A 25,380-nucleotide genomic window follows, 5' to 3' on the forward strand; every position below is an offset into this window, starting at 1 on the left:
TAGTCCCATATGGGACTGGCGCGGCGCCGCCAAAGGATCCTCTCGTCTTTAGCAGGCGAGGACTGCTATACTGTCGCTAACGGCGCAGGCGAGGGTAGAGGATGAATTTCCAGGAAATACATAGTTATTATAAAATGTTAGCCATAGCCGACTTTTTTGCCGATATCCTCGTGGAAGGTGAAGAGGTTATTCTCGCCGCCAGTAAAAAATGGCGTCCGGAGTCAGGATATATTTATTTTTGTACCGAGGGTTCGTTATCAATATTAATGCCGGATAATGGATTGAGTATTGGTAATTCCATTGAGCATATGCCGATTGGCCTGATGGAGCGATATTGCCCGATGGCGAAATTTGAATATATCGGTAGCGCTCCGGTGACGCTGCGTAAAATTACCTACGCGACCTTCGATCGTCTGTTCATTAATAATCACCCGCAGCGCGTTGAGGCGCTGGCGAAAGTGCTGGTGTTCATGAGTATCTTTACCATCGACCTGCACAATGAACGCCGTCAGGTGACGAGCTATCAGACGATTCGCCCGATGCTATATCGCTATCTGTATCGGCAGCATACGCATGAGGGTGAAAATGAGGGACTGGCGTTATTTATCATCAGGCGTACCAATCTTTCGCGTACCCATGTTTTTCGCGTGCTGGCGGACTTAAAGGCGGGGGGATATATCACCATGAAACGTGGCAAGCTTATCTCTATCGATCGACCGTTGCCCGCAGAGTACTAAACGTCGCTGAGAAGGTAACAAGGCGGCATTCACCGCCCTGCTACCCACGACGCCCGTCAGCGAATCATTACGGCGTCACGATGTTAAACCAGAAGTCAAACGGGTCCATATAGCCAAGCATTTCATCGAGTTTAGCCCCGTTACCGCTGATTTTCACCTCACCCTTATCTTCCGCCTGCTTCAGGGTCTCTTCTTTGAGGATGATTTTGTTCAGGGTGGCGCGATCCAGCGTCAGGGTGGCATCCGCCTCTTTGGCTTGCGCATTCGCGGTGTGGTTCAGCACGCCGTTTTCCAGCTCCAGCTTATATTGGCCGCCATCGCTGCCGAGATCGATATTGAACACCGACTTCGCGTTACCCGCTTTTTCGCCATTGATATGGACCGCCAGATAATCAAAGAACATTTCCGGGGTCATGGCGCGGACGGTGTCCGGGCTGGCGGTGTTCGGGGTCGGGCCTTTTACCACACCGTTACGCAGCTCCTGGGCGCCGGTGAGATAGAAGTTACGCCACGGGCCGGACTCCGCCTGATAGCCTAACTGCTCCAGGGCATCGGCTTCCAGATTACGCGCCTGCTGGTTGTTAGGGTCGGCGAAGACGACTTTGCTCACCACCTGGGCAACCCAGCGGTAGTTACCCTGGTCGTAGTCCTCTTTCGCTTTCTTCAGGATGGCATCCGCGCCACCCATGTAATCGACGAACTTCTTCGCCGCTTCTTCCGGCGGCAGTTCGTCAAGGGTGGCCGGGTTGCCGTCGAACCAGCCGAGATACAGCACGTAGGTGGCCTTCACATCGTGGCTGACCGAGCCGTAGTAGCCGCGGTTAGCCCAGGTATTGGCGAGGCTGTCCGGTAGCTTAAAGTTAGCGGCGATTTCATCGCGGGTCAGGCCTTCGTTAGCCATCCTCAGGGTCTGGTCGTTGATATAACGATACAGGTCACGCTGGCTCTTCAGCAGGTTCACCACGTTCTCGTTGCCCCAGGTCGGCTAGTGATGCTGGGCCATAATGATCTCAGCCTTATCGCCCCAGCGAACGATCGCCTGGTTGATATATTTCGACCACGGCAGCGGCTCACGGATCTTCGCCCCGCGCAGTGAGTAAGTGTTATGCAGGGTGTGAGTGACATCCTCTGCGGATTCGATCAGTTTCTTCTTCCTAATATTATTCGGTTGTCCACGTATTTCTATTCAGTTATAGCGGGAAGGCTGGAAAATTAACAAAAATTAAACACACAGGATTTATTGCCAGGTAGGGCTGAATCTGCGCAGAAAACGCCCCTGCAAGCATTTCAGTGCCGCACTTCACCAGCAGCGCTCGGGTCTGACGCACATCAATCAGTGTTAGAGTAGGGATTTCATGGCGGATAGTCTTTTTAACCGGCAACGTTTTCTGGTGGTGACTGTAGTGGATATTTTTAGTCGTGAGTGTCTGGCTAACCATGCCGGAATATAGCTGAAAGGCGAGGATGTGGTCAGCATAATGGAAGGAATACGGGGGCTGAATAAGCGCTTGCCAGTACGTATCCAGACGGATAACGGCAGCGAGTTTATCTCGAAAAGTCTGGGGAAATAGCTGTATGGGCACGGTGTCACGCTGGACTTCTCACGCCTAGGAAAACCAAAGGATAATCCGTTTATTGAGAAAGTCTGCGCAAACTTTCACTGGTTCCTCCCACGGGAAGATGCGCAGGACAAACTCGCCAAGTGGCGCAGGGAATATAATCATGATAGGGAGCATTCGTCACTTAATGACACGACTCTGGCTGAATTCATTCGAAGTCTTCGGAAAGACGAGGAGCTCTGATTTAGCACTGCACTGAATTTGTGCCATTGCCGCGAGTTATCAAATGTTGATGTGACAATATATTTAACCCAATGAGACTTAGGACTGCGAAAAGATGCATCCTTAACCAGAATGCATCATATTATAATGTAGATGACTATTGTTGAAATGAAATTAATTGCACCAATCCATAATCAAAGGAGGTTTAGCCAGGAGCTTCAAGGCTAGTGGCTCATATGATGCATTGAATGCAGATGCTAACCAGTAAACTGATTTAGCTTCCTCAGGCCGAAATATACCATTGAAATTTTTTAGACCGCGCTGCTTTCTTATGGCGTCAAGTTTTATTTTTGAATTTATAAATTCATTATGCGTTTTTTCTCCTGTGACATAGGGGGTCAGCCAGTTTATTCCTTTTTCAAGTGACGCATTATTTGGAGCAGTCCAATGGTACCAATCTTCACCGCGTGACATTGCGGCAAGTGCAGCCTGTAGTAGCGGCTGGAGGTCGTATACAACATAATGAATAGCATCTCGTTGTTTGAAGTCAACAACCTCCCCCTCACTATTCATGTTTTCTTCAATTTGCTTTTTAAATAATCTTCTTGATTCGTTAAAAAGGTGATCATTATCTGTTGCAACAGCTATTAATGTAATGAGTTTAATTCTGTGGCTTTGCCAGTTACTATACCAAGATATTCCTTTTGGTGCATTATTCATTCGAGTTATGTATCCATTTGCCCAACTATATAAATATTTGTTTATATCGCTGCGCTCTTGGGGTGATAGATTTGACTTAATAATTACGTACGTTTGAATTAATTGATCAAAAACAGTTTCATTTATGGGGTGATATTCCGGCTCATAAGTGTTAATCCAAGCTAGAAGATATTCTTTCGATGCTTCAAACCACTCATTTCCCATTCCATTTTTCCATGCGATCGCACTTACTAACATTAGGCGCAGATCTTTTTCCGATTTAATGCTTTGAATATAAATATCTTGCCCAGCTAACATGCTTTCCGTATGAACCTGCTGCATCGGTGATGGAGGACGAAGATTGCCTGTATCATCTTTAATTCTTGAAATTGGAGGCTTGACGTATTTCATGTCGACATTGATAGAACATGTCATCCGTGCTGATACGGATGATTGGCATACTGCTAGGATTGAAGCAACGGCCAGGAGAGTAGTGGCTACATTTCGCATAATTCTGATTGACCTATTGATAGTTGGTTTAATTCCTGTTGGATCTTGGAGGAAGCAATGTCATGCCACTACTCACAAGTGATCCAAATTACAAGCTATTTGATATGAGATCGAGCAAAGTATAAATTCATAATTCTCATGAGCAAGCTTTAAGTTAAAGTATAGAAAATGTAAATAACTAACATTGTAACGAAAAGAATCAAAAAGTAATACATTGATTTTATTGTTTTTTTAAGGGTGCGTCCTGCGAAGTATAGACCGTTAAGTTGAGAAATGTCGCTTTTTCGTACCTATGGACTCAAAACAAGAGGTGTTACTAGTCCTTGGTCACGAGATGAATCATTGATATAACTCTTTGGTAAACAACAAACAAAATGGATGAGGCTTAGAAGAATTTGAAGGACCATCACACATCTTGTACGCTGGTACTAAGTGTTTCTGGTATCTATCCTTTTGTAGTTACTATAACCACCGCTTTTGAGCCTTTGGTTATACTTTCAACTCAAAACTGCTTACGTTAACCTCTTATACAATATGGTTTATGAAATTTACTAAAAATAATTACATTTATGCTCCAAAGCAATAAATAACCTATCAAATTTAGTCACTTAGGATTGAATGCCTCTTATATCAGCAGCAGAGAATAACATCATAAATCGCCAATTTATAGTACAGTCCCTTTACACAAGCCTGTCTTCCCATAAGTCATAAATGCTGACTATTTTCTAGGTGGATAAAACCTTCATGTCGATATTATCCTCTTGCTATTAGTTGTTACATGACTAAATTTGTGGCGTATACCTAACCGAAGACGACTGCTCAATGATCAGGTTCACTTTCATTGTAAGAACCCTATAGCCTGTACGGCAGGCTTGCCTCAATGGGCAACTTCCCCTAAGCTGTCAAAAAGTAAGTTAATTCTTACTAAATGACTCGGGGTGCCCTTCTTCGTTGAAGGCTGAGAAATACCCGTACCACCTGATCTGGATAATGCCAGCGTAGGGAAGTCAGAGACCGCAGGGTCATTGCTTCTACCTCGTCTGGCGGGAGCAAACTATGCCTGAGCTGTTGAATCCCGCGCCTGTCGCGCACCTGCGCCATCTGCTGCGCGCCCATTCCCCCCTTGTGCACTGCATGACTAATGACGTGGTGCAGACCTTTACCGCCAATGTTCTGCTGGCCGTCGGCGCCTCGCCGGCGATGGTGATCGATCCCCGCGAAGCGGCGCAATTTGCCGCTATCGCTGATGCGCTGTTAATTAACGTCGGTACCCTGACCGAAGATCGCGCCGTGGCGATGCGCGCCGCGGTGGAGCACGCCCGTCAGGCCGGCAAGCCCTGGACGCTGGATCCGGTGGCGGTCGGCGCCCTGACCGTGCGCACGGCCTTTTGTCACGAGCTGCTGGCCCTCCAGCCGGCGGCCATTCGCGGCAATGCCTCTGAAATTCTGGCGCTGGCCGGGATGAGCGCCGGCGGGCGCGGGGTGGATACCACCGATACGGCCGCCGCGGCGCTGCCGGCGGCCCAGGCGCTGGCTCGTCGGCTGGCCACCGTGGTGGCGGTCACTGGCGAGGTGGACTACGTCACCGACGGCGAGCGGGTGCTCAGCGTGGCGGGGGGCAATCCGCTGATGACCCGGGTAGTGGGCACCGGCTGCGCACTGTCGGCGGTGGTGGCGGCGAGCGCGGCGCTGCCGGGAGACCGGCTGGAAAACGTGGCCGCCGCCTGCGGGCTGATGAAGCAGGCCGGGGAGATCGCCGCCCGTCAGGGAGGCCCAGGCAGCTTTATTCCGGCGTTTCTCGACGCGCTGTATCAGGAGGTGCAGGGATGAAACGCATCAACGCCCTGACCATCGCCGGCACCGATCCCAGCGGCGGGGCCGGTATCCAGGCCGATCTGAAAACCTTCTCCGCGCTGGGGGCCTATGGCTGCTCGGCGATCACCGCCCTGGTGGCGCAGAATACCCGCGGCGTACAGTCGGTCTATCGCATCGAACCGGATTTTGTGGCCGCGCAGCTCGACTCGGTGTTCAGCGATGTGCGTATCGATACCACCAAAATCGGCATGCTGGCGGAGACCGATATTGTGGAAGCCGTGGCCGAGCGGCTGGCGCGCTACCGGGTGGCCAACGTGGTGCTGGATACCGTCATGCTGGCGAAAAGCGGCGATCCGCTGCTGTCGGCTTCGGCGGTGGAGACCCTGCGTCAACGATTGTTGCCGCAGGTGTCATTGATCACCCCGAACCTGCCGGAAGCGGCCGCGCTACTCGATGCCCCCCATGCGCGTAACGAACGGGAAATGCTGGAGCAGGGGCGGGCGCTGCTGGCGCTGGGCTGCGGCGCGGTATTGATGAAGGGCGGCCATCTCGACGATGCCGAAAGCCCGGACTGGCTCTTCACCCGCGAAGGGGAACAGCGGTTCACCGCGCCGCGAGTGCAGACCAAAAATACCCACGGCACCGGCTGTACGCTCTCCGCCGCGCTGGCGGCGCTGCGCCCGCGTCACACGGACTGGGCAGCCACCGTTACCGAGGCGAAGGCCTGGCTGTCGGCGGCTCTGGCGCAGGCCGACTCTCTGGAGGTGGGCCACGGTATCGGGCCGGTGCACCATTTCCACGCCTGGTGGTAAATGGCAGCGCAACGGGACAGCAGAATCTCCTGAAAAAATGGCCCCCCGGCTGGAAAATAGCCTAAGTCGGTACCAGGCTTAACCTGCCCAAAAAAATTGGGTTGGGATAATGCATGCCGGCTTCGGCCGGCCTTACGGGAGATTGCTATGACTGATATTACGCAGTTGCTGGGCAAAGATGCCGAGAGCCTGTTGCAGCACCGTTGTATAACCATTCCGTCCGACCAGCTGTATCTGCCTGGCGCAGATTATGTTGATCGGGTGATGGTGGATAACAACCGACCACCGGCGGTGCTACGCAATATGCAGACCCTGTACAATACCGGACGCCTGGGGGGAACCGGCTACCTTTCCATTCTGCCGGTTGACCAGGGCGTGGAGCACTCGGCGGGCGCGTCCTTTGCCGCCAACCCGCTGTACTTTGATCCGAAAAATATCGTCGAGCTGGCGATCGAAGCCGGCTGTAACTGCGTGGCGTCGACCTACGGCGTGCTGGCCTCGGTGTCGCGCCGCTACGCGCATCGCATCCCTTTCCTGGTGAAGCTCAACCATAACGAAACGCTGAGCTATCCCACCGAATACGACCAGACCCTCTACGCCAGCGTTGAGCAGGCGTTCAATATGGGGGCGGTGGCCGTGGGAGCGACGATCTATTTCGGCTCGGAACAATCGCGTCGTCAGATAGAAGAGATTTCCGCCGCCTTTGAGCGGGCCCATGAGCTGGGCCTGGTCACCGTGCTGTGGGCCTATCTGCGCAATTCGGCGTTCAAGAAAGACGGTGTCGACTATCATGTTTCCGCTGACCTGACCGGTCAGGCCAACCACCTGGCGGCCACCATCGGCGCCGATATCGTTAAGCAAAAGATGGCGGAGAATAACGGCGGCTACAAAGCGGTTAACTTCGGCTATACCGACGACCGGGTGTACAGCAAACTGACCAGCGATAACCCCATCGATCTGGTGCGCTACCAGCTGGCCAACTGCTATATGGGCCGCGCCGGGCTGATCAACTCCGGCGGCGCGGCGGGCGGGGAGACCGACCTTGCCGACGCGGTGCGCACGGCGGTGATCAATAAACGCGCCGGCGGCATGGGGCTGATCCTGGGCCGCAAAGCGTTTAAGAAATCGATGGCCGACGGCGTGAAGCTGATCAATGCCGTGCAGGATGTTTATCTGGATGGCAAAGTGACTATCGCATAAGGCAAAAATCCGGGCGGCACCGCCCGGATTGCTCGTTGTTTGTACCAGATGCGGTTTATTAAGACTCTGCCGCGTTGGCGGTAAACGGTTTCGCATGCTGATCGCTGGTAAAGCCAGGCTGTTCAACGCGGATTAACGGGCACAGGAAGAAGGCCAGAATATATAAGGCGGTATAGGCTATTACCACGCCGATAGTGCTGAAATAGGGCAGCAGTACCACGGCAATCGCCGGCGCCAGAAAGTTCGACAGCCCGGCTGACAGGTTATAGACCGAAATGGCCGCGCCTTTATGGTTCGGCTCCAGCGCCGGGAACACCGCCGCCATCGGCACAAACGCGGCGACAAAAATCCCCAGGGCAATAGCCGGTACCAGCGCCATGGCAAAATTATGGCCGAAGTGCTGGGGCAGGTAATAGAACGCCAGGCTGGAAAGCGCCATCCCGATGCAGCCGAACCAGCGGATAACCTTCATCCAGCCCATTTTCTCCGCCATAATCCCCCAGAAAACGTTCGAAAAGATCGTGGTGAAGAAGAATGCCGCCCATACCTGCAGCCATTCCGAGGTGGTAAATCCCAGCTCATCAACAAACATCATCGGCATGATCACCGCAAAACCAAACAGCGACAGGGTGTTGATAATGCGCACAATGCTTGAGAACAGAATGCTGCGGTTGGTATAGAGCAGCGTCGCCGCGCGCCCCAGTTCGGCGAATTTTTCACGAGTGGTCAGGTTCTGCATATGGCGCGGCGTTTCGGTATGACGCATCGACACCAGCGCAATAATGCCGCCGGTGGCGCAAAAGAGCAGCGCCAGCCACAGGGTGCCCATTTCGCCAATGTGGGGAATGGTAAAGCTCGGAATATAGCTGCCGAACACGCCGATACCCACCGAGTAGACCGCCCAGAACCAGCCCAGCGCGGAGCTGGAACTGTCGCTGCGGACGTTGTGGATAATGGCGACGATAAAGGAGTAGAGGAACAGCGGGTAGGCCAGGCCGCGGATGCCATAAAACAGCAGGATCAGCGCATAGTTGGCGCGACCGAGGCCGAAGACGAGGAACAGTACGTGGAACACACACCACAGCACGAAGCCAATCAGCATGGCCTTGCGTGGGGTAATGATTTCCGCCACCACGCCGGAGACCCACGCCGACAGGGCGGCAGCCAGACCGTAGAGAGTAAAAGCAAAGGAAGCCTGCGCCGGGGTGAATCCGAGTGCTTTGATGTAGTGCGACAGAAAAGCCAGCTCAAAGCCGTCGCCGGTCATAAACACGGCGATGGCGACATATCCCCAGATGAGGTTGAGCGGTAGACCGTACCACTGTTTGTTATTAACGGACATGTTGACCTCGATTTCAGAGTGCAGATGAGTGTCTCCGCTGCACAGCAGCGGAGCATTATTGTTATAAAATAAGGAGGTATGTTATTCGCGAATCAGCCTGCCGGTCTGTTGTAGCGCCTTATAGGCCGCATACCTGCGCTGATGAAGCGGGCTAAACGCCGTCTCGCTGTGATAGGTGGCGTCCACCTGAGTAAACTGCTTCATGGCCTCCGGCAGCGAAGCCGCGACTCTGCCCGCCACCGCGCCGAGGATGGCGGAACCTAACAGCACCGGCTCGGGGCTGGCGGTGCTCACGACGCTAACGCCGCAGGCGTCGGCCAACAGCTGACGCACCAGCGGATGCTGCCCGGCTCCGCCGCTGATGACGATATTTTCACTCTCAATTCCGCAGGCGCGCTGGGCGTCAATGATCTGTCGCAGACCATAGCCAATCCCGCATAAGCCGGCAACGTACAGCGCGGTCAGGTTATCCAGGTCCCGCTCCATCCCCAGCCCGGCAATCAGCGCTTTCGCGTGGGGATCGGCAAGCGGCGCGCGATTACCGAGAAACTCCGGAACGACGTGCAGACCGGCGGCCAGCGTTACCGCTTCAGAAGGCGAAGCAACTTGCGTCAGAACGCGATCCGCCAGCCAGACCGGTAGAGGGACGCCTGCGGCTTTCGCTTGCTCGCGCGCTTCCGCCGCCGCCGGATGGAAGCTCAGCAGCTGGTCGATAGCCGCGCCGGCGGCGCTTTGCCCGCCTTCACTTAGCCAGTAGCCCGGCACCATCGCCGAATAGTAAGGGCCCCAGACGCCCGGGACGAATACCGCTTCCTGAGTGGTGGTCATGGTGCAGGAAGAAGTGCCGAAGACATAGGCCATATTGTTGACCGCGCCGTTAAGCACGCCGACGGTACCGATGCCGCCCGTGTGGGCGTCAATCATCCCCACCGCCACCGGCGTGCCGATCGGCAGGCCCATCTCCTCTGCCGCCGTGGCGCAAAGGCCCTCGCCGCAGGGGGTGCCTGGATCGACAATCCGCTGGCCGATGCGGACAAAATCTTCATCCGCCAGCTCTTCGAGGCCAATCTGGCGGAAGTAACCGGCATCCCAGCGTTGTTCATGCGCCAGGTAGGTCCATTTACAGGTCACCGTGCAGACCGAGCGGGCTTCATCGCCGGTTGAGCGCCAGGTGAGGTAATCGGCGAGGTCGAAGAAGTGGCGCGCCTGCTGATAGATGTGCGGGCGATTCTCCTTCAGCCACAAAATTTTCGGCGTTTGCATCTCCGGCGAGATTTTGCCGCCAACGTACCGCAGTACCGGGTGGCCCGTGGCATTGATCTTTTCCGCCTGCCCGGTGGCGCGATGATCCATCCAGACAATAATATTGCGGTCCGCATCGTCCGAAGGCCCGACCGCCAGCGGCGCATCGTTATCGCCAATCACCACCAGCGAGCAGGTGGCATCGAAGCCGATCCCGGCGATCGACGACGGCGAAACGCCGGCGTTGGCCACCGCCGTTTTAATGCAGTAGCACACCGCCTGCCAGATCTCACGGCTCGACTGCTCGACCTTGTTTCCGGCGCTGCGAAACAGGGTTATTTCCCGGGTCGCGTGGGCGAGGAGCTCGCCCCGCAGATTGAATACCCCGGCGCGCACGCTGCCCGAACCGACATCCACGCCAATAATGTTTTGCGTATCGTTTTGCATCACATCCTCTCACAGGCTGGCCAGGGTCAGAGATCCACGCTGTTCGGCAGGATCACAATGTCGCGCACGGTGACGTTTTTCGAACGCGTCACCATAAACAGCACCGACTCCGCCACTTCAATCGGCTGCATCAGGCTGCCGTTGGCCAGCGCTTCGTCCATTTTGGCTTTTGGCCAGTCGTCCAGCAGAGCGGTAACCACCGGGCCCGGCAGTACGGCGCCGACGCGCACGCCATACTGCGCCACCTGGCGACGAGTGGTGTGCACAAATGCCTGTACCGCGAATTTCGACGCGGTATAGACAGGCTCCCAGATCACCGGCACCACGCCCGCGATCGAGCTGGTGAAGATAATATCCCCGGATTTTTGCGCGATCAGATGCGGCAGGACGCTGCGCACGCAGCGGAAGGCGGCGTTGATATTAAGGTGCAGCACGCGGTCCCAGACGTCCGGGTCGCCCTCGGCCACCGGCCCGCCGATATAGGCGCCGGCGTTGGCGTGGAAGATATCGAGACGCCCGGTAAGCTGCAAAATGCCCTGCAGTAGGTTATCGACCTGGTCCGCCTGCATCAGGTCGACCTGCAGGGCGAAGGCGTTTTCGCCAAGTTCGGCGACCAGTTTGTTGAGCTTTTCGCCTTCGCGGTCGATCAGTACCACTTTTGCGCCAGCTCCCAGCAGGGTCCTCGCGCACTCGAGGCCGATACCGGACGCCGCGCCGGTGATCGCGGCGACTTTACCGCTGAGGGAAGTATTCATAGAGGAGACAGAGTGGTTCATTTTATAATCCTTTGCCGTGTCTGGTTAAAACTATCGAACGCGAGGGCATCACGTTCGAGGTGATAGACTAAAACTGGTAACATATTGAATATCAGCATCTTAATTCAGGCTTGCTGGCATGTTGAGGCGGTATGCGCGCGTACTTCCTGGCGTGAAAAGGATGCTCAATCGATGAAGCTATGTTGCTCTCGCTTCATCGATTGAGCAAGTGGGGAAATTAACAGCGACATGATTTTGTGACGCAAGTTGGAAAAATGAAGAAGATAACGATTTACGACCTGGCGGAACTTTCCGGCGTTTCGGCGAGCGCGGTGAGCGCTATCCTCAACGGTAACTGGAAAAAGCGCCGCATCAGCGCCAAGCTTGCGGAAAAGGTGACGCGGATTGCCGAGGAGCAGGGCTATGCGATTAACCGTCAGGCCAGCATGCTGCGCAGTAAAAAATCACACGTCATCGGTATGATTATCCCCAAATATGATAACCGCTACTTCGGTTCCATCGCCGAACGCTTTGAGGAGATGGCCCGCGAGCGCGGCCTGCTGCCGATTATCACCTGTACGCGCCGGCGTCCGGAACTGGAGATCGAAGCGGTAAAGGCGATGCTCTCCTGGCAGGTTGACTGGGTGGTCGCGACCGGGGCGACCAATCCGGATAAAATTTCCGCGCTATGCCAGCAGGCGGGCGTGCCAACGGTCAATCTCGACCTGCCGGGCTCTCTCTCGCCGTCGGTGATTTCGGATAACTACGGCGGCGCGAAAGCGTTGACTCATAAGATCCTGGCTAATAGCGCCCGCCGCCGCGGAGAGCTGGCGCCGCTGACCTTTATCGGCGGGCGCAGCAGCGACCATAACACCAGCGAGCGTTTACGCGGCTTCCACGATGCGCATCGCGAGCTGGGGCTTAGCGTGCCGCAGGCGAATATTCTGGCCCCCGGCTATTCGAAAGGCCACGTTGAGGACTGCCTGCAGGAGCGGTTTGGCAGCGCGAAGACGTTGTTGCAGGGGATATTTGTTAACTCGACGATATCCCTGGAAGGGGTTGTGCGCTGGCTGTCGCAGGTGGGGCTAACCGGCAGCGAGCAGCCGCCGATGGGCTGCTTCGACTGGGATCCGTTTGTCTATCTGCTGGGGCACGATATCGACATGGTGCAGCAGGACGTGCCGGCGATGCTGGACGCTGTTTTTTCGATTATTGACGCCGGCGAAGCCAGCCAGCAGCGGATTGAAATTCCCCCGCGACTGATGAGCAGCAGCTGAGTCGCTGTCTGGCTGTTAAACGTTACCGCGTCAGCAGCCAGCGGGCGGTATGCTCATCGGTCACCAGGCCATTGATCCAGCCGCCTTTAAGGGCGGCCAGGATCGCCGGTCGTTTATGTTCTCCACAGGCAGCGGCAATCCGCGGGCAGTGGCTCTGGCGGATATCATAGCTGGTGATCATGCGGTTGATCTCGCTGTCTACCACGTCGCCTTGCGCATCAATAAACCGCCCGAGGATCTCCCCAATGCCGCCGCGGGCGGTCAGCTCATCCATCTGCGCCTGATTGATAAAGCCGTCTTTAAAGATCGGACTTTGCGTGCCCAGCGGACCAATACCGACAAAAATCACGTCCGCCTCGCGGGCGACGCCGGAGACGCTGCGGAATAAGCGATTGGTGCACCACATTTCATACTCATCCGCGCTTTGGGCGTAGCGCGGCGCCGGCCACTGATAGTACTTGGCCTTAATTTTGCGGGTCAGCAGCAGGGGCACGTCATCGTAATAATTGCACTGCCCGTCGGCGTTCATGGCGCTGATCAGCGCCACGCAGCGGGTATTCAGGCTGTCAAAATCGATGCGCTGCAGCGCTTTTTTCAGGGTCAGGCCCGAGCCCAGACCGATAATTTTCTCTTTATCATCCTGCAGATAGCGAGCCATCAGCTGATAGCAGCCAAATGACACACTGTCGAGGGTGCTTTCTTCGCTAAAGGCGGGGACCACATTGCACTCGATCAAGCGGTATTTTTTCTGCAGCAACTGCGCATAATCGAGGCAGTTCGCTACCGGATGGTGCAGATTAATCGACACAATCCCTTCTTCTTTCGCGGCGGCGATCAGCCGTTGCACCACCGGTCTGGAGGTGCCCAGCTGGCTGGCAATCTCGCTCTGATTCTGGCCGGCGATGTAGTACATCCATGCGGCACGCACCTTCTGATCCAACCGGATATCGTCTTCTTTACTCATGTTTTCCCGCCCTAAGTTGCTGGCCAGGGCACGCAGTTGGCCCGGCGAATACCCGCATTCTCGCCGTGGTTGGCATAACTGGCAAGCTTTTGCTCTTTACTGGTCATTTGTAATTTAATTGGGTAATTGCTCTTTTGTGATCTATCGCTCTTATTTCGGTCAAATGATCAATTACAGTGGCGCCATCAACTCAAGGAGAGCAGAACATGAATAATCAATTCACATGGCTTCATATCGGTCTGGGTTCTTTTCATCGCGCGCATCAGGCGTGGTATCTGCATCGTCTGATTGCTTCCGGGGATAATCGCTGGCGCATCGCGGCGGGGAATATTCGCAACGACGCCGAGCAGGTGGTACAGGCGCTGGCGGCGCAGGGAGGACGTTACGTCCTCGAGACCGTCAGCCCGGAAGGGGAGCGCGAATATGAAGAGATCACCTCAATCCAGAAACTGCTGCCGTGGCAGGCCGGGCTACAGCCGCTGATTAACGAAGGGGCAAACCCGCAGACCAAAGTTATCGCCTTTACTGTGACGGAAGGGGGGTACTACCTGAACACTCGCCATCGGCTGGAAACCAGCAACCCCGATCTGCAGGCCGACCTGCAAGGCGAGTGCAAAACCATTTACGGCACCCTCGCGCGGATCCTGGAAAAGCGCATGGCCGACAACGCCGGGCCGCTGACCCTGCTCAACTGCGATAACGTGCGTCATAACGGCGAGCGTTTCCACGACGGTATGGTCGAGTTCCTGCAGCTCACCGGCAAACAGGCGGTGATTGACTGGATGGCGGCCAATACCACCTGTCCGAACACCATGGTGGACCGCATCACCCCGCGTCCGGCGGCCGATCTGCCGGCCCGCATCAAAGCGCAAACCGGAATTGATGACAAAGCGCCGGTGATGGGGGAGACCTTTATCCAGTGGGTAGTGGAGAACAACTTCCGCGATGCCCGCCCGAATCTGGAGGCGGTCGGCGTGGAGATGGTGGAGTCGGTCATCCCGTATGAAGAGGCGAAAATCCGTATTTTGAACTCGTCGCACAGCTGCATTGCCTGGGCGGGAACCTTAATCGGCCAGCAGTATATTCATGAAAGCACGCTGACCGATGTTATCTACGCCATTGCCGACCGCTACGTCACGGAGGACGTTATTCCGTGTCTCGGCGATAACGGTATTGATCTGCCGACCTACCGGGATGTGGTGCTTAAGCGCTTTACCAACCCCTATATCCAGGACACCAACCAGCGCGTCGCCGCCGACGGTTTCTCGAAAATTCCGGCGATGATCGCGCCAACCTTGCAGGAGTGCTACCAGCGCGGCGTCCGCCCGGAAGCGACCGCCATGCTGCCGGCGCTGTTCTTCGTCTTTATGGAGCAGTGGCACAAGGGAACTCTGCCATATCAGTACCAGGACGGCATCCTGGATGCGCAGGCGGTGCATGAGATGTTCGAGGCTCAGGATCCGGTGGCTGTCTACGCGCGCGATAAAGCCCTGTTTGGTGATCTCACCAACAACGCGGATTTCCTGGCGCTGATGCGCGAGAAAGTCGCCGCCGTTTACACGCTGATTAACTAAGAGGTGACTATGTATCTGGGTATCGATCTCGGCACATCGGAAGTCAAAGCGCTGGTCATTGATGAGAACCATGAGGTTATCGCCAGCCATAGCGCGCCGCTGAGTATTCAGCGGCCTCATCCGCACTGGTCAGAACAAGCGCCGGAGCTATGGTGGGAGGCGACGGAGTACCTGATGGCCACGCTACGGGAAAAATGCGCCCAGCATTGGCCGGCCATTAAGGCGATTGGCCTCTCCGGGCAGATGCACGGCGCGGTGTTGCTGGATGCAGAGGGGGAGGCGATCCGTCCGGCCATTCTGTGGAACGACACCCGCTGCGCCGCAGAGTGCGCCGAGCTGGAGGCGATGGCGCCGGAGCTGCATCAGGTGGCGGGCAACCTGGCGATGCCGGGCTTTACCGCGCCGAAGCTGTTGTGGGTGCGCCGTCATGAGCCGCAGCACTTTCAGCGCACCGCCACGGTGCTGTTGCCGAAGGATTATCTGCGCTACCGGATGACCGGGAAGAAAGTCTCCGATATGTCGGACGCCGCCGGGACGCTGTGGCTGGACGTGGCGAAGCGCGACTGGTCCGACGCTCTGCTGGACAAGTGCGGCCTGTCGCGTAGCCAAATGCCGACGCTGGTCGAAGGCTGCGAGATTTCCGCCACCCTTGACCCGCAGGTGGCTGCCCGCTGGGGGCTGAACGCCTCGGTGGTGGTGGCCGGGGGCGGGGGGGATAACGCGGTCAGCGCCATTGGCGTCGGCGCGGTCTCGCCGGGGGATGCGTTTATTTCGCTCGGCACCTCCGGGGTGCTGTTTGTGGTGACCGATGCCTATCGTCCGGCGCCGCAGTCGGCGGTACATGCGTTTTGTCACGTGCTGCCGAACCTGTGGCACCAGATGAGCGTCATGCTGAGCGCCGCCAGCTGTTTGCAGTGGTTCTGCCGTCTGACCGGCACCACGGAGGTGGCGCTGCTGGCGGAGATTGCCGAGCTAAGCGAGGAGGATAAAGCCAACGCGCCGTTCTTCCTGCCCTATCTCTCCGGGGAACGAACCCCGCATAACGATCCTGACGCCCGCGGCATCTTCTGGGGCATGACCCACGCCAGCCTGCGCGCGCAGCTCGGCTACGCGGTGCTGGAGGGGGTGAGCTTTGGGATCAACGACGGCCTGCAGGCATTGAAAGAGAGCGGGACGCCGATCGCGCAGTGCTCGCTGGTGGGCGGGGGCGCCCGCAGCCCGTTCTGGGCCCAGCTGCTGGCCGATATTCTCGCTATGCCGGTGGTGACCCACAAAGGCGGAGAGACCGGCGGCGCGCTGGGCGCGGCGCGGCTGGCCTGCCTGGCGGCGGGCAAACCCATTGCCGCGGTGTGTGAAAAACCGGAAGTCTGGCAGACCTGGCGTGCGGATCCTGTTCGCCACCACACCCTGATGAAACGCTACGCGCAGTTTAAAGCCCTGTATTTAAACGATCTTAAATATCGGCAGCACTGATTTTCATCATAACCGCCGCTTCGTTGCACGTCGCGGAGCGGCCACCCTGTACCCTGAAAACGAGGTCATTATGTCTATCAATAATAAACAGTGGCTCGGTTTACCCCTGAACCTGCTCTGGGGATACATCGCCATTGCCGTATTTATGACCGGCGACGGTTTTGAATTAGCCTTTCTGTCGCACTATATCAAAGCGCTCGGCTTCTCTCCGGCGGAGGCCTCCTTTGCCTTTACCCTCTACGGCCTGGCCGCCGCGCTGTCGGCGTGGATTTCCGGCGTGGTGGCGGAAATTATCACCCCGCTGAAAACGATGATGATTGGCTTCGTGCTGTGGTGCGTATTCCACGTGCTGTTCCTCGTTTTCGGCCTCGGTCACGCCAACTATGCGCTGATCCTGCTTTTCTACGGCATCCGCGGCTTCGCCTATCCGCTGTTCCTCTACTCGTTTATCGTGGCGATTGTCCATAACGTCAAAAGCGACAACGCCAGCTCGGCCATCGGCTGGTTCTGGGCGGTGTATTCCATCGGCATCGGGGTCTTCGGCAGCTATATTCCGAGCTTTACCATTCCGCACATTGGCGAAATGGGCACCCTGTGGCTGGCGCTGGCCTTCTGCCTTACCGGGGGCGTGATTGCCCTGGTTTCCCTGCGCCATATTCAAACGCCGCAGCATATGCAGAATCTCACCACCCGTGAGAAGTTTTCCGAGCTGGGACGCGCCGCGACGCTGCTCTATACCAACCGCAATATTCTGCTGTCGAGCATGGTGAGGATTATCAATACCCTCTCGCTGTTCGGTTTTGCGGTGATTATGCCGATGATGTTTGTCGATGAGCTGGGCTTCAGCACTTCAGAATGGCTCCAGGTATGGGCAGTCTTCTTCTTCACCACCATTTTCTCTAACGTGCTGTGGGGGATCCTCGGGGAAAAACTGGGCTGGATGAAGGTGGTGCGCTGGTTCGGCTGCATCGGGATGGCGCTCTCCAGCCTGGCGTTTTACTACATTCCTCAGCACTTTGGCCATAGCTTTGCGATGGCGCTGATCCCCGCCATCGCCCTCGGGATCTTTGTCGCCGCCTTCGTGCCGCTGGCGGCCGTGTTCCCGGCGCTGGAGCCGAAGCATAAAGGTGCGGCCATTTCGGTCTATAACCTGTCGGCGGGGATGTCGAACTTTCTCGCACCGGCGATTGCCGTGGTGCTGCTGCCGTTCTTCAGCACCATCGGGGTGGTGATCGCCTATACCGGATTGTACGTGGTGGCCTTTTTCCTCTGCGCCTTTATCCGCGTGGAGCAGCCGGGGTTCTCCCACAAGGAAGCAACCGCCCGCGAGCAGGTTGAATTCTCATAGGTACTGCGGCTGGCATGCGCTTCATGCCAGCCTTAATGAGGTGAACGAATGAGTATGCAGGCGGTTATTTTTGACATGGATGGCGTGATTATTGATTCCGAGGCGCTGTGGCGTCAGGCGCAGATTGACGCCCTCGCGCAGTGGGGGGCAACGGCGAGCGTTGCTGAATGTGAAACCCTGACCAAGGGCAAGCGCCTCGACGACATTGCCGGCACCTGGTGCCGCTATTTTCAGCTTGATCTCGCTCCGCAGCGGCTTGAAGACGCCATCCTGCAGCGCATCACCCGCCTGATTGCCGCGAAAGGCGAACCGATGCGCGGGGTGCAGGAGGCGTTACGCTATTTTCGCGAAGCGGGTTATAAGATTGCGCTCGCCACGTCATCATCTCGTCAGGTTATTGCCGCTGTGCTGAACAAGCTTTCGCTCTGGCACTTTTTTGACGCGATCTCCAGCGCGGATGATGAACCACGCGGCAAACCGCACCCGGCGGTGTACCTCACGACGCTGCGGAAGCTCAATCTCAACGCCAGCCAGTGTCTGGTGATTGAGGATAGCTTTACCGGCTTTTGCGCGGCCCAGTCGGCGGGGATTGCCACGATAGTGATTGCAGAAGATAGCCAGCACGCGCGTTTTCAGGCCGCCGCTGGCCGCTATCAAACCTTACCTGAACTGCTGGAAGCGCTTAGCGCGGAGCCAGCGGCGGTGGTATAAGTCAGCCATTTGTGGGCGCAGACATTCCCGGGATGTAGCTGGTCGGTTAATCTCTTCTCTGCGCTCACGCCCCATTGATAGCCTTAATCCGCGGGAAAGGTTCAGGGGGGCGCCAAACCGGTTTTTTTGCCGGGTGGCGGCTGCCGCCTGACCCGGCCTGGGTTGACTTCCCCGGATGGCGCGGCGCTTATCCGCGCGGCATGAGATCTGCGAACCGTAGGCCCGGCCAGCGCAGCGCCGCCGGGCAGTGTGCCCCTGTCCGCCTCAGCGTAGCAGCGGGCAGTCGGGCGGCAGCCGGCAGCGCAGGGCCGCCGGTAACAGCTCCATACGGAAGGTTTTGCCGCTGAGCGGCTCGCCGTCGAGGTTAAACGTCATCTCATGGGGCGCGGTTATTTCAAACCACGAGGAGACACCGTCAACAATATTCGGCGAGTTTTCCGGATTCGCCAGGGTGCTGAACAGGGCAGGGATCAGCTCTTCGCCGGTGAAAATGCGCAGATGCAGCAGACCATCGTTAATCAACGCCTCCGGGCACAGCTGCTGGCCGCCGCCGGCCTGGCGGCCGTTGCCGATGCCGATGACCAGCGCATCGCCCTGCCAGTGAAAGTTCTCCCCGCGGATCTCGCAGCGGTCCGGCTTCAGGGTATCCATGCGCATCAGACCGTGGATTAAATAAGAGACACCGCCGAGCGCGGCCTTGAGTTTTTCCGGCGTTTCGGTGGTGATCCGGGTGCCGAACCCGCCGGTCGCCATATTAATAAAGCCGGTTTTATCATTCACCCGGGCGATATCTATCGGCACATCGCGGCCGACGATCGCCAGCTTGAGGGCGCTGGCCAGGTCCTGCGGAATACCGACGCTGGTGGCAAAGTCGTTAGCCGTGCCCAGCGGTAAAATCCCCAGCGCCATCTTGCCGCCGCGCTCCACCAGCGCGGTCGCCACTTCATTAATGGTGCCATCGCCACCGCCGGCGATCACCGTTTCAACGTTCAGCTGCAGGGCTTCATCGATAAACCGAGCGGCATCGCCCTTTTCCCAGGTCACGCGGACGTGAATATCAATCCCTTCATCGCGTAACAGGTTAACCGCTTCGCGTAGCTGCGGTTCATTGGCACCTTTGCCGTTAAGGATCAGTAAGCTGGCAGGAAACGTAGACATCATCAAGGGAACCTTTATTGCTCAATGTTGCATAAAGTGTACCGCATGACGAAAGCGAAGACCGGAGGAGAGGCAAAAAAATAAGCCCGCGTAAGGGAGATTACGCAGGCTAAGGAGGTGGTTCCTGGTACAACTAGCATTTATGGGTTATGTTTTTCAGCGAAATGGATGATACCTGTTTCGATCGAAACGGTATGTGATCCGATTCTAATATCCTTACATCGTGAAAAAATAACGCAAATTAACTAGTTACCGTGCGGATTTCTGGTTGTTTGACCAGTAAAGTTGCGCATCAGCAGGGCATACTGCAGGGGCAGGTCGTCCGGCACAGGCAACCAGACGGTATAGCCATCGCCCGGGGCCACCGGCATGGTTTCGCCTTTACCATTCTCCATATGCTCAAGGGTGAAGTTGACGTTACCCTGCGGGGTCATCAGCTCAAGGCTGTCGCCGACGCTGAACTTATTTTTGACCGCCACGGCCGCCAGCGGGCCGTTACGCTCTCCGGTGAATTCGCCGACAAACTGCTGGCGCTCGGAGACGGAGTAGCCGTACTCGTAGTTCTGATAATCGTCATGGGTATGGCGGCGCAGGAAGCCTTCGGTGTACCCGCGGTGGGCCAGCCCCTCCAGGGTCTCCAGCAGGCTGGTATCGAACGGTTTGCCGGCGGCGGCATCGTCGATCGCCTTGCGGTAAACCTGAGCGGTGCGCGCGCAGTAGTAGAAGGATTTGGTGCGGCCTTCGATCTTCAGCGAGTGAACGCCCATCTGGGTCAGACGCTCAACGTGGGCGATAGCCCGCAGATCTTTCGAGTTCATGATGTAGGTGCCGTGCTCGTCCTCAAAGGCGGTCATGTACTCGCCCGGACGTTTGGCTTCCTCAATCATAAAGACTTTATCGGTCGGCGCGCCGATGCCGAGGGTTGGCTCCACGGTCTGCACCGGGATCGGCTCATATTTGTGGACGATGTTGCCGACGTCGTCCTCTTTGCCTTCCGCCACGTTGTATTCCCAGCGGCAGGCGTTGGTGCAGGTCCCCTGGTTCGGGTCGCGCTTGTTGATATACCCGGAGAGCAGGCAGCGGCCGGAGTAGGCCATGCACAGCGCGCCGTGGACGAAAATCTCGATCTCCATCTCCGGCACCTGGCGGCGAATCTCTTCGATTTCATCCAGCGACAGTTCACGCGACAGGATCACGCGGGTCAGCCCCATCTGCTGCCAGAATTTGACCGTCGCCCAGTTGACGGCGTTGGCCTGCACTGAAAGATGGATCGGCATCTCCGGGAAGTGTTCCCGCACCAGCATGATTAAACCCGGATCGGACATGATCAGCGCGTCCGGACCCATCTCCACCACCGGCTTCAGATCGCGAATAAACGTTTTCAGCTTGGCGTTATGCGGGGCGATGTTGACCACCACATAGAATTTTTTACCCAGCGCGTGGGCTTCATTGATGCCGAGCTGCAGATTTTCGTGATTGAATTCGTTGTTACGCACGCGCAGCGAGTAGCGCGGCTGGCCGGCATAAACGGCATCGGCGCCATAGGCGAAAGCGTAACGCATATTCTTCAGCGTTCCCGCCGGGGAGAGGAGTTCTGGTTTAAACATGGTGTTCTCGTTCTGATGACAGGTCAGATTCGCCGCACCTGGTGCGGCGAGTTGGGGAGTGTCCCCACATTAAGGGCGGGCATTGTAGCGCCGCGGCGAAGGGGAGTAAATATCAGATAGGTATCTTTCAGTATGGCTAATTTGTTTGCCATTTTGAACCTGGGCAGTACTCACACTGACAGCGTTAATAACGTCTGGTGGGATAGGCTCTATGGAGTTTCCCGGGTTGCGGCGTAAACGCCTTACCCGGGCTACGGATTGCAGATGGCGGTGAACGTGTAGCCCGGCGAAGCGCAGCGCGAGCCGGGAAAAGGCTAACTACGCCAGCCGGCAGGCGTCCGCTTCCCAGCGGTAGCCAACGCCATACACCGCGCGGATAAACGACTGCTCGGCGTCCAGCGCCTCCAGCTTGCGCCGCAGGTTCTTGATGTGGCTGTCGATGGTGCGATCGGTGACTACCCGATAATCGTCATACAGATGGTTGAGTAGCTGTTCGCGGGAGAACACTTTGCCCGGCTCCTGGGAGAGGGTTTTCAGCAGCCGGAACTCGGCGGGAGTGAGGTCCAGCAGCTTGTCGCGCCAGGAGGCCTGAAAACGACCTTCGTCGACAATCAGCGGGCTCTGGGCGTCCAGCGCCTGCAGATCGCGCTGCGGTTTGCAGCGGCGGAGGATGGTTTTTACCCGGGCGACCACTTCCCGCGGGCTGTAGGGCTTGCAGATATAGTCGTCGGCGCCTATTTCCAGCCCCAGCAAACGGTCGATCTCTTCGATTTTCGCCGTCACCATCACCACCGGAACATCGGAGAAGCGGCGAATTTCCCGGCACAGCGTCAGACCGTCGGTACCGGGCAGCATCAGATCCAGCAGGATCAGGTGCGGCGGCGTCTGGCGGACGTAGGGCAGGACCTTGTCGCCGTGGTTAATCAACGCAGGCGCATAGCCGGCGGCCTGCAGATAATCAATCAGCAGTTGGCCGAGCTTCGGTTCATCTTCCACGATAAGGATGCGTGGGGTGTTTTCATCTACAGGCAATTCAGTCATACGTCTCTCGGTAAATCATGTTCCAGAGGTAACTCAACTTTAATGCTAACCCCGCCAAAAGGCGAATGGTCGGCACGCAGGGTGCCGCCGTGGGCCGCTACGATATTGAGGCAAATCGCCAGCCCGAGGCCGGAGCCGCCGCTGGCGCGGTTGCGCGATCCTTCCGCCCGGTAAAAGCGTTCGCACAGGCGGGCCAGCTGCTCATCGCTGACGCCGGGGGCGCTGTCGGCGAAGTCAATCACCAGCATGCGACCGCTGGGGCGGGCGGTAATGTGCAGGCTGCCGCCGCTGTCGGTATAGCGCAGGCTGTTCTCCAGCAGATTGTTGAAGAGCTGCATCAGGCGGTCGCGGTCGCCGAAGATCATCGCCTGCTCCGGGAGCGACACCTGAATGCTTAGCTGCCGGCTGGCGAAGCGCTCGCGAAAAGCGCCCGCCGCCACTTCCAGCAGGGTGATGATATCCAGTGAGGTTTTCTGGTAGGCCAGCGCCCCCTCGTCGGACATCGACAGCTGATGGAGGTCGTCCACCAGCTTGGTGAGGGTAGCCACCTCGGCCTGCAGAGAAGGAATCGACTCGGGGGTAAAGCGCCGGACCCCGTCCTGAATCGCCTCCAGCTCGCCGCGCAGCACCGCCAGCGGGGTACGCAGCTCATGGGAGATATCGGCCATCAGATCGCGACGCATCTGCTGGTTGCGCTCCAGGGTGCTGGCGAGCTGGTTAAAATCCTGCGCCAGGCGGCCGAGCTCATCGCCGCCGGTCACCGTCACGCGGGTGGAAAAGTCGCCCGCCGCCAGCTTATGGGTGCCTTCCACCAGCCGCTTCACCGGCGCCAGCAGACCGCGGGCCAACGGGAAAGTGGCCAGCGCGGCAAGCAGGGTGGCAAGGGCGACGATCAGCCAGCTGGTGCGCTTTTGCTGCCGGTCGAAGTTAATGTCGGTATTGCGCGTCAGCCGCTCTACCGGCGAGGCGATCACTTTGCCCACCTCCGCGCCGTTGACCACGATGCTGCGCTGGGTGCCGTCCTCCGGGACGCGCTCACGCGGCCCCACCAGCACGCGCCCCGACTGATCCACCACCCAGAACATGGTGCGCCAGCCGTGGGGCGGCATTTCCGGCCTCGGGCGCGGGCCGTCAGGGGGGCCATCCGGCGGCGGCCCGTCCGGGGCGGCGTCCGGCTTCATGGCGTGCCCCGGCGGCGAGCGGTCGTCGTTATCCCGTTCGAAGGTGCGCAGCAGCTGGAAGATAAAGCGGTCATTGTTGCGCAGAAACGCCCAGCTGCCATGCTGGGCATACTGCTCGCTCAGCGCGTCGCTGAGCATGGTTAAGCGCTGCTCATTGCCGCGCTTGATATAGTCGATAAACCCGCGTTCAAAACTAATGCGCACCGCCCAGTGCATGCTGATCAGCAGCACGATGCAGGTGGCGAATATAGCGAGGAACAGCTTGCCGGTAATACCCGGGCGCCAAAATTTCACGATCCACTCCTGTTGCGTCGACGGAGGACGGTATTGCTGCCGACGTCATCCGGTACCCGGGAAAAGATGAGCGCCGGCAGGGCGATGATCGCCGCCATGCTCAGATAGGTGTAGAGAAAGACCTGATGGGTGCTGGCGGCGTCGAGACTCATATGCTGCTGGCCATACAGTCCCAGCAGCAGCCCGGCGATGGTCACGCCGATACTCATCGACAGCTGCATCACCATCGACAGCAGGCTGTTGCCGCTGCTGGCCAGATCGTCCGGGAGATCTTTCAGCGTCAGGGTATTCATTGAGGAGAAGCGGCTGGCGTTGATCATCCCCTGCAGAAACAGGACCAGCGGCAGCGCGTAATACCAGCCGGCCAGGGCGCTAAACATAAACAGCAGGCTGACCGCCGCCAGGCCCAGGGTGCTGGCGACCAGCACCCGACGGTAGCCAAAGCGGTTGACCACCTGGACCACGATCCGCTTCATGCCCATGCTGCCGAGCACCATCGGGATCATCATCAGCCCGGCGTGAAAGGGGGAGAAGCCGAGGCCGATCTGCAGAAACACCGGGGTCATAAACGGCAGCATGCCGCTGCCGATGCGTCCGGCGAAGCTGCCGCCGAGGCCGAGAGAGAAAGTGCGGTTGCGAAACAGGTTAAGGCTAAACAGCGCCCGGGCGTTGCCGCGGGCGTGCCACAGGTAGAGCAGCAGGGCGCAGAGGCCGACGGCCACCAGCCCCGCCAGCCAGGCAGGGGAAATGCCGAGCCCTTTCTGGCCGTCGAGCGCCAGGGTCAGGGTCGCCATCCCGGCAGCCAGCAGCAGAAAGCCGGAGAGATCGAAGCGCCGGGTCTGCATGGTGTAGTTGGGCATCAGACAGAGGGTGGCGATAGCGCCGACGATCCCCACCGGGATATTGATGAGGAAGATCCAGTGCCAGGAGGCGTACTCCACCAGCACCCCGCCCAGCGCCGGGCCGAGCAGCGGGCCGACCTGGCCCGGCAGGGTAACGAAGGTCATCGCCGCCATATACTGATCGCGCGGGACGATCTTCATCACCGTCAGGCGGCCGACCGGCACCATCATCGCGCCGCCGACCCCCTGCAGCACCCGCGCCATCACCAGCTGGTCGAGGGTGCTGGCCTGGGCGCAAAACAGCGATCCGGCGGTAAACAGCACGATGGCGGTGAAGAAGATATTGCGCACCCCGACCCGGTCGGCCAGCCAGCCGCTGGCCGGCAGCATCACCGCCACCGTTAACACATAGGAGACGATAATCATATGCATATGCAGCGGACTCTCCCCGAGGCTTTTGGCCATCGAGGGGAGGGCGGTGTTAACGATGGTGGTGTCCAGCGACTGCATAAAGAAGCCGAACGCCACTATCCATAGCTGCCAGCGCACGCTGGCCGGGAGGTCTGTCAT

Annotated in this window: 21 protein-coding genes, 1 pseudogene and 1 riboswitch; of the genes and pseudogenes, 10 read left to right on the forward strand and 12 right to left on the reverse strand. The window is 57.7% G+C overall.

The genetic code is table 11. The features are described 5' to 3' along the window. Nucleotides 1-101: 101 nt before the first annotated feature. Nucleotides 102-737, forward strand: a complete 636-nt coding sequence (locus tag ACR809_RS08480; protein WP_122051184.1) for a helix-turn-helix domain-containing protein — start codon at nt 102-104, stop codon at nt 735-737. Between the two features lie 67 nt (nt 738-804). Here the strand turns inward: ACR809_RS08480 and ACR809_RS08485 are convergent. Next, nucleotides 805-1,896 (reverse strand): annotated as a pseudogene (locus ACR809_RS08485) (alkyl/aryl-sulfatase); the annotation flags it as partial. A gap of 31 nt (nt 1,897-1,927) precedes the next feature. Continuing rightward, nucleotides 1,928-2,320 carry a hypothetical protein gene (locus ACR809_RS08490; protein WP_050767837.1) on the reverse strand — a complete coding sequence of 131 codons (393 nt, stop codon included), beginning with the start codon at nt 2,318-2,320 and terminating at the stop codon, nt 1,928-1,930. A gap of 51 nt (nt 2,321-2,371) precedes the next feature. Between ACR809_RS08490 and ACR809_RS08495 the strand changes: the two genes are divergently transcribed. After that, on the forward strand, nt 2,372-2,539 hold the full coding sequence (locus tag ACR809_RS08495; RefSeq protein WP_349815752.1) for an integrase core domain-containing protein: 168 nt from the start codon (nt 2,372-2,374) through the stop codon (nt 2,537-2,539). A 153-nt stretch (nt 2,540-2,692) separates the two neighbouring features. Here the strand turns inward: ACR809_RS08495 and ACR809_RS08500 are convergent, their stop codons facing one another. Continuing rightward, nucleotides 2,693-3,628 (reverse strand): alginate lyase family protein, encoded by a 936-nt coding sequence (locus ACR809_RS08500; protein ID WP_225315333.1) that lies wholly within the window; start codon nt 3,626-3,628, stop codon nt 2,693-2,695. A gap of 1,023 nt (nt 3,629-4,651) precedes the next feature. Continuing rightward, nucleotides 4,652-4,749, forward strand: a riboswitch (TPP riboswitch). Nucleotides 4,750-4,783: 34 nt separating this feature from the next. On the opposite strand from ACR809_RS08500, the gene thiM reads away from it, so the two are divergent. The 3 genes from thiM to fbaB all read left to right on the forward strand — a co-directional run bounded on the left by thiM (nt 4,784) and on the right by fbaB (nt 7,554). Next, nucleotides 4,784-5,557, forward strand: a complete 774-nt coding sequence (gene thiM, locus ACR809_RS08505; RefSeq protein ID WP_012541053.1) for a hydroxyethylthiazole kinase — start codon at nt 4,784-4,786, stop codon at nt 5,555-5,557. Beyond that, a complete protein-coding gene (thiD, locus tag ACR809_RS08510; RefSeq protein WP_004200471.1) occupies nt 5,554-6,354 on the forward strand; it encodes a bifunctional hydroxymethylpyrimidine kinase/phosphomethylpyrimidine kinase in 801 nt (266 codons plus the stop codon). Before thiM ends, thiD begins: the two co-directional genes overlap by 4 nt. A 147-nt stretch (nt 6,355-6,501) precedes the next feature. After that, nucleotides 6,502-7,554: a class I fructose-bisphosphate aldolase gene (fbaB, locus tag ACR809_RS08515; protein ID WP_002912704.1), complete on the forward strand. Its 1,053-nt coding sequence runs from the start codon at nt 6,502-6,504 to the stop codon at nt 7,552-7,554. 58 nt (nt 7,555-7,612) lie between these two features. Here the strand turns inward: fbaB and ACR809_RS08520 are convergent, their stop codons facing one another. The 3 genes from ACR809_RS08520 to ACR809_RS08530 form a co-directional block, all read right to left on the reverse strand. Then, a complete protein-coding gene (locus tag ACR809_RS08520; RefSeq protein WP_004890769.1) occupies nt 7,613-8,896 on the reverse strand; it encodes an RbtT/DalT/CsbX family MFS transporter in 1,284 nt (427 codons plus the stop codon). An 81-nt stretch (nt 8,897-8,977) separates the two neighbouring features. Continuing rightward, entirely contained in the window at nt 8,978-10,585 is a 1,608-nt protein-coding gene (locus tag ACR809_RS08525) for an FGGY-family carbohydrate kinase (RefSeq protein WP_117097260.1), read from the reverse strand. A gap of 26 nt (nt 10,586-10,611) precedes the next feature. Further along, nucleotides 10,612-11,361, reverse strand: a complete 750-nt coding sequence (locus ACR809_RS08530; protein WP_004180592.1) for an SDR family oxidoreductase — start codon at nt 11,359-11,361, stop codon at nt 10,612-10,614. Between the two features lie 254 nt (nt 11,362-11,615). Between ACR809_RS08530 and ACR809_RS08535 the strand changes: the two genes are divergently transcribed. Then, nucleotides 11,616-12,617, forward strand: a complete 1,002-nt coding sequence (locus ACR809_RS08535; RefSeq protein ID WP_004180590.1) for a LacI family DNA-binding transcriptional regulator — start codon at nt 11,616-11,618, stop codon at nt 12,615-12,617. A 22-nt stretch (nt 12,618-12,639) separates the two neighbouring features. Here ACR809_RS08535 and ACR809_RS08540 read toward each other — a convergent pair whose 3' ends face one another. Next, complete coding sequence (locus ACR809_RS08540) at nt 12,640-13,581, reverse strand: sugar-binding transcriptional regulator (RefSeq protein WP_122051185.1); 942 nt, start codon at nt 13,579-13,581, stop codon at nt 12,640-12,642. A 206-nt stretch (nt 13,582-13,787) separates the two neighbouring features. Between ACR809_RS08540 and dalD the strand changes: the two genes are divergently transcribed. From dalD to ACR809_RS08560, 4 genes are all read left to right on the forward strand, one after another. Then, a complete protein-coding gene (gene dalD, locus ACR809_RS08545; protein ID WP_122051186.1) occupies nt 13,788-15,155 on the forward strand; it encodes a D-arabinitol 4-dehydrogenase in 1,368 nt (455 codons plus the stop codon). A gap of 9 nt (nt 15,156-15,164) precedes the next feature. Beyond that, complete coding sequence (gene xylB, locus ACR809_RS08550; RefSeq protein WP_101862828.1) at nt 15,165-16,628, forward strand: xylulokinase; 1,464 nt, start codon at nt 15,165-15,167, stop codon at nt 16,626-16,628. 70 nt (nt 16,629-16,698) lie between these two features. Further along, entirely contained in the window at nt 16,699-17,976 is a 1,278-nt protein-coding gene (dalT, locus tag ACR809_RS08555; RefSeq protein WP_004175125.1) for a D-arabinitol transporter, read from the forward strand. A gap of 48 nt (nt 17,977-18,024) precedes the next feature. Beyond that, entirely contained in the window at nt 18,025-18,687 is a 663-nt protein-coding gene (locus ACR809_RS08560) for an HAD family hydrolase (protein ID WP_019725366.1), read from the forward strand. 264 nt (nt 18,688-18,951) lie between these two features. Here ACR809_RS08560 and yegS read toward each other — a convergent pair whose 3' ends face one another. The 5 genes from yegS to ACR809_RS08585 form a co-directional block, all read right to left on the reverse strand. Next, nucleotides 18,952-19,848: a lipid kinase YegS gene (gene yegS, locus ACR809_RS08565; RefSeq protein ID WP_004151134.1), complete on the reverse strand. Its 897-nt coding sequence runs from the start codon at nt 19,846-19,848 to the stop codon at nt 18,952-18,954. 242 nt (nt 19,849-20,090) lie between these two features. Beyond that, nucleotides 20,091-21,452, reverse strand: a complete 1,362-nt coding sequence (gene trhP / locus ACR809_RS08570) for a prephenate-dependent tRNA uridine(34) hydroxylase TrhP (protein ID WP_004144192.1) — start codon at nt 21,450-21,452, stop codon at nt 20,091-20,093. A 318-nt stretch (nt 21,453-21,770) separates the two neighbouring features. Then, nucleotides 21,771-22,493, reverse strand: coding sequence for a two-component system response regulator BaeR (gene baeR, locus ACR809_RS08575; RefSeq protein ID WP_004175198.1), 723 nt, complete (start codon nt 22,491-22,493; stop codon nt 21,771-21,773). Next, entirely contained in the window at nt 22,490-23,968 is a 1,479-nt protein-coding gene (gene baeS, locus ACR809_RS08580) for a two-component system sensor histidine kinase BaeS (protein WP_122051187.1), read from the reverse strand. The genes baeR and baeS overlap by 4 nt, the downstream gene beginning before the upstream one ends. Continuing rightward, entirely contained in the window at nt 23,965-25,380 is a 1,416-nt protein-coding gene (locus ACR809_RS08585; protein WP_004151136.1) for an MFS transporter, read from the reverse strand. Before ACR809_RS08585 ends, baeS begins: the two co-directional genes overlap by 4 nt.

This window comes from Klebsiella sp. CD33 (assembly GCF_051992865.1).
GTDB classification, from domain to species: Bacteria; Pseudomonadota; Gammaproteobacteria; order Enterobacterales; family Enterobacteriaceae; genus Klebsiella; species Klebsiella pneumoniae.